The 6,666-nt window shown below is 43.0% G+C and carries 6 protein-coding genes; 5 read left to right on the top strand and 1 reads right to left on the bottom strand.

From position 1 onward, the window contains the following. The coding region (locus ABS917_RS05970; RefSeq protein WP_350478145.1) for a metallophosphoesterase at nt 1-765 on the top strand (765 nt) is incomplete at its 5' end. A gap of 24 nt (nt 766-789) precedes the next feature. Then, a complete protein-coding gene (locus tag ABS917_RS05965) occupies nt 790-1,614 on the top strand; it encodes an undecaprenyl-diphosphate phosphatase (protein ID WP_350478144.1) in 825 nt (274 codons plus the stop codon). 53 nt (nt 1,615-1,667) lie between these two features. On the opposite strand, the gene ABS917_RS05960 is transcribed toward ABS917_RS05965, so the two are convergent. Next, a complete protein-coding gene (locus ABS917_RS05960) occupies nt 1,668-2,465 on the bottom strand; it encodes a TIGR00266 family protein (protein WP_350478143.1) in 798 nt (265 codons plus the stop codon). Nucleotides 2,466-2,659: 194 nt separating this feature from the next. Here ABS917_RS05960 and ABS917_RS05955 point away from each other — a divergent pair, with 194 nt between their 5' ends. The 3 genes from ABS917_RS05955 to ABS917_RS05945 all read left to right on the top strand — a co-directional run bounded on the left by ABS917_RS05955 (nt 2,660) and on the right by ABS917_RS05945 (nt 6,602). Continuing rightward, entirely contained in the window at nt 2,660-4,141 is a 1,482-nt protein-coding gene (locus tag ABS917_RS05955) for an aldehyde dehydrogenase family protein (RefSeq protein WP_350478142.1), read from the top strand. An 87-nt stretch (nt 4,142-4,228) separates the two neighbouring features. Further along, a complete protein-coding gene (locus ABS917_RS05950; protein WP_350478141.1) occupies nt 4,229-5,401 on the top strand; it encodes a saccharopine dehydrogenase family protein in 1,173 nt (390 codons plus the stop codon). Between the two features lie 10 nt (nt 5,402-5,411). After that, a complete protein-coding gene (locus tag ABS917_RS05945; protein WP_350478140.1) occupies nt 5,412-6,602 on the top strand; it encodes an acyl-CoA dehydrogenase family protein in 1,191 nt (396 codons plus the stop codon). Nucleotides 6,603-6,666 lie beyond the last annotated feature (64 nt).

The raw sequence follows: 6,666 nt of genomic DNA, 5'->3' as shown, positions 1-6,666 counted from the left end.
GTCAGTTTACTGATCGTTTTATTAATTGCAGGTACATATTTTGCTTATTCACCGGTAGTTCGAAATGCCACGATAAACATCGATAAGCCTGGAGACGATATGCGTATTGTTATGGCATCGGATTTCCACCTAGGTTTGTTGTCAGGGAAAGGGCATTTGGATAAGTTTGTTGCGCTTTCAAATGAACAGAGTCCTGATTTAGTGCTTCTTCCGGGTGATATTGTCGATGATAGTCCAAAGCGCTTTGTCGAAAAAGATATGGGCGAAGTGATGAAAAATCTAAAGGCGACATATGGTGTATACGGAGTACTGGGGAACCATGAATATTACGGCAATGAGATTCCTGAATTTAAAAAGGAAATGGCTGAGGCGAACGTTAAAATTTTAATGGATGAAACAATTTTAGTGGCGAATCGTTTTTATTTAACAGGGCGGGAAGATGCGACGAATGTGAACCGCTTAGCTTTAAAAGAGATGCAGCCTGAAAATGAAAACTTACCTTGGTTTGTCATGAACCATACACCGTTGGATTTGGATGAGCCAGCCCGTTTAGGTGTGGATTTTCATGTTTCCGGGCATACGCATCGCGGTCAAATGTGGCCAAACCATCTCATAACAGAAAGAGTTTTTGAGTTGGACTACGGTCTTCTTGAAAAAGAGCAGTTACATGCGCTTGTTTCGAGCGGCTTCGGTTTTTGGGGGCCTCCGACACGTATTGGCAGTCGCTCCGAATTATGGGTTATAGATGTAAAATTTAGCGAATAAGATTGTAAAAAGGGGAACGGAAAAATGGAATGGATTGAGCTTTTAAAAGCTTTGATTTTGGGATTTGTCGAAGGGATGACCGAATTTGCGCCTGTATCCTCAACAGGACATATGATTATTGTTGATGATATGTGGCTGCAAACGAAGGAATTTCTAGGATCCGGCTCGGCAAATACATTTAAAATTGTAATTCAGCTTGGATCGATACTGGCGGTCGTTTTCGTTATGTGGAAACGATTACTAAGTTTAGTTGGATTATATAAAATAGAAGGTCAGAAAAAGACGCGTTTTAATTTAGGACATGTGATTGTCGGTATTATTCCAGCAGGTATTTTTGGAGTGCTGTTTGAAGATTTTATCGATGAAAATTTATTCAGTATCAAAACCGTAATTATAGGATTAATTATCGGAGCGATCTTTATGATTATTGCCGATAAGTTTGGTCCGAGAAAACCGGCAATTACGTCATTGGATGATATTTCGTACAGTAAAGCATTGAAAATAGGGCTTATCCAATGTCTATCGCTTTGGCCAGGGTTTTCACGTTCAGGCTCAACGATTTCAGGCGGAGTGCTGCTTGGCTTGGATCATAAAACAGCTGCGGACTTTACGTTCATTATGGCCGTGCCGATTATGGCGGGGGCAAGCGGATTGTCACTTGTTAAGAACTGGGATCAAATTAACGCCGATCACTTTTGGTTTTATGTAGTCGGCTTTGTGAGCGCATTTGTATTTGCACTTATTTCGATTAAATTCTTCCTGAAGCTGATTTCAAAAGTGAAATTAACGCCATTTGCGATTTACCGAATTGTGCTGGCACTAATCTTAATTATCGTTTTAGCTGTATAACAAGGAAAAAGAGCTGTCCGGAAGTAATATTCGGGACAGCTCCTTTTTTGAGCTTATTTATTGAACAGATCAAATAATCCGCCGATGCCGCCTTCACCTGCGTCTTTACCGCCACCACCTTGAGAAATTGGTGCTGCAGCAAACACACGGCTTGCCAGACGGCTGAATGGCAATGATTGTACCCACACTGTACCAGGACCTGAAAGCGTTGCAAAGAATAAACCTTCTCCGCCGAATAAAGCCGTTTTAATGCCGCTTACCATTTCGATATCGTAATTTACATCTTGGGTCATCGCGACTAAACATCCAGTATCAATGCGCAATGTTTCGCCTGGCTGAAGTTTGCGTTCGTAAATTGTTCCACCTGCATGCACAAAGGCCATACCGTCTCCTTCAAGCTTCTGCATAATGAACCCTTCACCACCGAAGAATCCTGTACCTAATTTTTTCTGGAATTCTACTCCAACCGATACACCTTTCGCCGCAGCTAGAAATGCGTCTTTTTGACAGATGATTTTACCGTCCAATTCGCTTAAATTCATCGGAATGATTTTACCTGGATATGGAGAAGCGAAATATACTTTACGTTTGCCCATGCCATTGTTAGTGAACGTTGTCATGAATAAGCTTTCGCCTGTGATTAAACGTTTTCCTGCGCCAAGTAATTTCCCCATCAATCCGGAGCCCTGATTTGCCGAGCCATCACCGAATACGGTTTCCATATGGATTTGATCTTCCATCATCATTAAACTTCCGGCTTCAGCCACAACCGTCTCCTGCGGGTCAAGCTCCACTTCTACAAACTGCATATCATCGCCGTGTAAGACGTAGTCGATTTCATGATTTTTCATTTTTATGTCTCCTTACAATCCAATTTAATATTTACAATAATAGATACGCTTGAAAATTCCAAAAGTTTCAAAAGGATGAAAATAATATTTGTCATCGAATAATATGTATCTGTTATTCTTTTTGAGAAAAAAAGGGAATAAAGTAGAGAATGTCGAATAATTAAAAGGTAAATGAGAATTTGTGAGGTGGAGAAATGAAGCTGTTAAATTTTATTGGTGGAGAATGGATAGAAGACGATTCATTGCAAACGATGCCTGTGATCAATCCTGCAAATGGTGAACAGTTAGGAACGATACCACTTTCGACAAAATTCCAAGTCGAACTCGCTGCTCAAAAAGCGAAAGCGGCTCAAAAAGAATGGGCGCTTGTCCCTGCGCCAAAACGAGCAGATTATTTATATGAAATTGCATTTAAGCTGAAAGAAAAGAAAGAACATCTTGCGCAAATATTAACGAAGGAAATGGGCAAGGTCATTGAAGAAGCGCGCGGAGAAGTACAAGAAGGAATCGACATGGCACTTTATATGGCAGCGGAAGGTAGACGTTTATTTGGAGAAACGGTCCCGTCGGAATTGCCGAATAAGTTTGCGATGAGTGTGCGCGCTCCGATTGGGGTGGCAGGACTCATTACGCCATGGAATTTCCCGATTGCAATTGCAACATGGAAGTCTTTCCCTGCACTCGTTGCCGGTAATACGGTTATATGGAAGCCTTCTAACGAAACACCTTTTATGGCTTACGAGCTTGCAAAAATATTTGAAGAGGTCGGCTTGCCGCCTGGTGTGGTCAACGTTGTATTCGGTTCAGGTCCTACAGTGGGAACAGCGATCGTCGAGCATCCGGACATCCGTGTGATTTCCTTTACGGGGTCAACAACGACAGGAAGCAAAGTAGCCGAGCTTGGCGGAAAACATCTGAAGAAAGTTTCGCTTGAAATGGGCGGGAAAAATGCGGTCATTGTAATGGATGATGCTAATTTGGATTTAGCGCTTGAAGGTATTTTATGGAGTGCTTTTGGTACGGCTGGGCAGCGCTGTACAGCATGTAGCCGTGTAATCGTGCATAAAAATGTAAAACAGGAGTTGGAAAATCGCCTTGTGGAGGCAACAAAGCAGCTGACAATTGGGGACGGGTTGGATCCTTCAGTTAAAGTAGGTCCTGTCATTAATAAGGCTGCGCTTGAAAAAATCAACCATTATGTACAGATCGGTAAGCAGCAAGGTGCCAACCTGCTGATTGGCGGAGAAATTTTATCTGAAGGCGAATTGGCAAAAGGCTATTATTATGCCCCGACAATTTTTACCGATGTGGAAGCATCAAGCATTCTTGCACAAGAGGAAATTTTCGGTCCTGTCATTAGTATTATTGAAGTCAGCAGTTTGGAAGAGGCAATTGAAGTGAACAACGGTGTAAAGTTTGGCTTATCAAGTTCGATTTTCTCGCAAGATGTCAACAAAATCTTCAAAGCACAGCAGTTGCTTGATACAGGAATTGTTTATGTAAATGCAGGAACAACAGGCGCGGAAATCCACTTGCCGTTTGGCGGGACGAAAGGTACAGGAAATGGTCACCGCGATTCAGGTCAGGCAGCTCTTGATGTTTATACAGAATGGAAGAGTATTTATATAGACTACAGCGGCAAGTTGCAACGTGCCCAAATCGATAATAACGCTTGATGATTCGTCTACGAATCATCACATCTCAAAAATCTGGACGCAATCACGCTGATGCGTAATTGACTTAATAAAAAAGGGGATGTTTACATGAAAGTAGTAGTGTTAGGTGCAGGGTTGATGGGGAAAGAAGTAGCGCGCGATTTAGTCCGTAGTGAAGATGTGGAAAAGATATATTTAGCCGATGTTTCAACAGGTCCTGCAAAGGAATTCGTTAATACATTGAATACAGATAAGGTGGAAGTTTTACAGCTTGATGCAGAAGATGACAAAGCATTGCGTGATGTCATCAGCCGCGGTGATGTAGTAGTGAATGCACTGTTCTATAAGTTCAATGAACGTGTCGTAAAAGCGGCAATTGATGCAGGGGTGCATTCAGTAGATTTAGGAGGCCACATTGGCGGGATTACAGAATCTATTTTCGAACTGCACGGTCAGGCAGTCGATAGAGGTGTGACGATTATTCCGGATTTAGGTGTAGCACCGGGGATGATTAATATTCTGACGGGTTACGGGGCCACAAAGTATGATTCCGTAGATTCAATCAAACTTTACGTAGGTGGAATCCCAACGACGCCACAGCCTCCACTGCATTATATTCGTGTGTTCTCGCTGGATGGAGTATTCGATCACTATACAGAGCCTTCAAAAATGATCCAAAAAGGTGTGCTTACAGAGGTCGAATCTTTAACTGGACTGGAGCCGATCTACTTTGACGAGTTCGGAGTATTAGAGGCATTCTATACATCAGGCGGAATTTCAACTTTATATAAAACATTCCCTCATGTGAAAACACTCGAATACAAAACAATCCGCTATAAAGGTCATGCGGAGCAATTTAAGTTGCTAGCTGAATTAGGCTTCCTTGATAAAAACAATACAGTTGAAGCAGGCGGTCGTGAAGTAAATGTCCGGGAAGTAACAAGGGAAGTATTACAGAAAAAACTGGATATCGGCAATAATGTCGATGCAGTACTATTACGTGCAATTATTTCAGGTGAAAAATCGGAAGAGCAAATTACGTATGAATATGAAATGGTCGTAAGAAAAGATATCGAGCAAAACGTGACGGCCATGGCGCGTGCGACAGCAAATACGATTTCAATCGTGGCCCAAATGATTGGCAAGGGCCTGATTGTGGAGCGTGGTGTGTTTGCACCGGAAACTGTTGTGCCGGGTCGTGAGTTTATTCAGGAAATGGCGAAGCGAGGTGTTGATATTAAAGAAACATCACACCGTTCATCAATGATTGTAAAGTGGTAGGAGTGAGCCTATGAACTTCGAACTTACGGAAGAACAGCAACTTTTACGAAAAACAGTAAGACAATTTGTTGATACAGAAATTATCCCTTATATTGCCGATTGGGATGCGGGCGGCGGTTTTGATCCAAATTTATGGAAGCGACTTGCCGAACTGGGTTTAATGGGGGTTTGTGTACCGGAGAAATACGGCGGAGCAGGAATGGACTATAATTCACTTGCGATTGTCTGTGAAGAGCTGGAGCGCGGGGATACGGCATTTCGTACGGCCGTTTCCGTCCATACTGGCTTAAATAGTATGACGCTCATGCAATGGGGTACAGAAGAGCAGAAGCAAAAGTATTTGCTGCCCCAGGCAAAGGGCGAGAAAATCGGAGCATTCGGACTGACAGAACCTGGTGCCGGATCGGATGTTGCAGCGATGAGTTCATTTGCGAAGCGTGATGGAGATTATTATATTTTGAACGGCCAAAAAACTTGGATCTCCTTATGTGATATCGCAGACCATTTCCTTGTGTTTGCTTATACAGATAAGGAAAAAGCGCATCACGGTATTTCGGCATTTATCGTAGAGCGTGAATGGGCTGGATTTAGCTCGAAGGCGATTAAAGGCAAATACGGTATTCGTGCAGGCAATACAGGTGAACTGTTCTTTGAGGATGTCAAAATTCCGGCAGAAAACTTGCTCGGTGAAGAGGGAGAAGGGTTTAAAATTGCAATGTCTGCACTTGATAACGGCCGTTTTACTGTTGCTGCAGGAGCGGTCGGCTTAATACAGGCATGTATCGAAGCGAGCGTAAAGTACTGCAAGGAACGCGAAACTTTCGGCAAACCGATTGGTGAGCATCAACTAGTGGGTCAAATGCTCGCAAAAATGGAAGCCGGCTACGAAATGAGTCGATTGCTAGTGTATCGCGCAGGAGAACTGAAAAATAAAGGCGTGCGCAACACTAGGGAAACATCGCTCGCCAAATGGCAGGCGTGCGACTTTGCGAATAAAGCTGCGGATGATGCGGTTCAAGTCCACGGGGCATACGGCTATTCCGATGAATATCCAGTAGCCCGTTATTTACGTAATTCCAAGGCACCGGTCATTTATGAAGGGACACGCGAAATTCATACAATGATGCAGGCAGATTATGTGCTTGGGAAACGTGCAGATAAGAAGTTACGCTGTATGCTGCCAAGCTGGCCTTTTGAATAATTTAATGAGGCGAAAGGTTGTATTGACCTTTCGCTTTTTTGCTTTGAAAGCGGGGGACTGGTGA

The sequence above is a fragment of the Solibacillus sp. genome (genome assembly GCF_040273735.1).
Taxonomy (GTDB): Bacteria; Bacillota; Bacilli; order Bacillales_A; family Planococcaceae; genus Solibacillus.
This window is presented reverse-complemented; position numbering and strand designations above follow the sequence as displayed.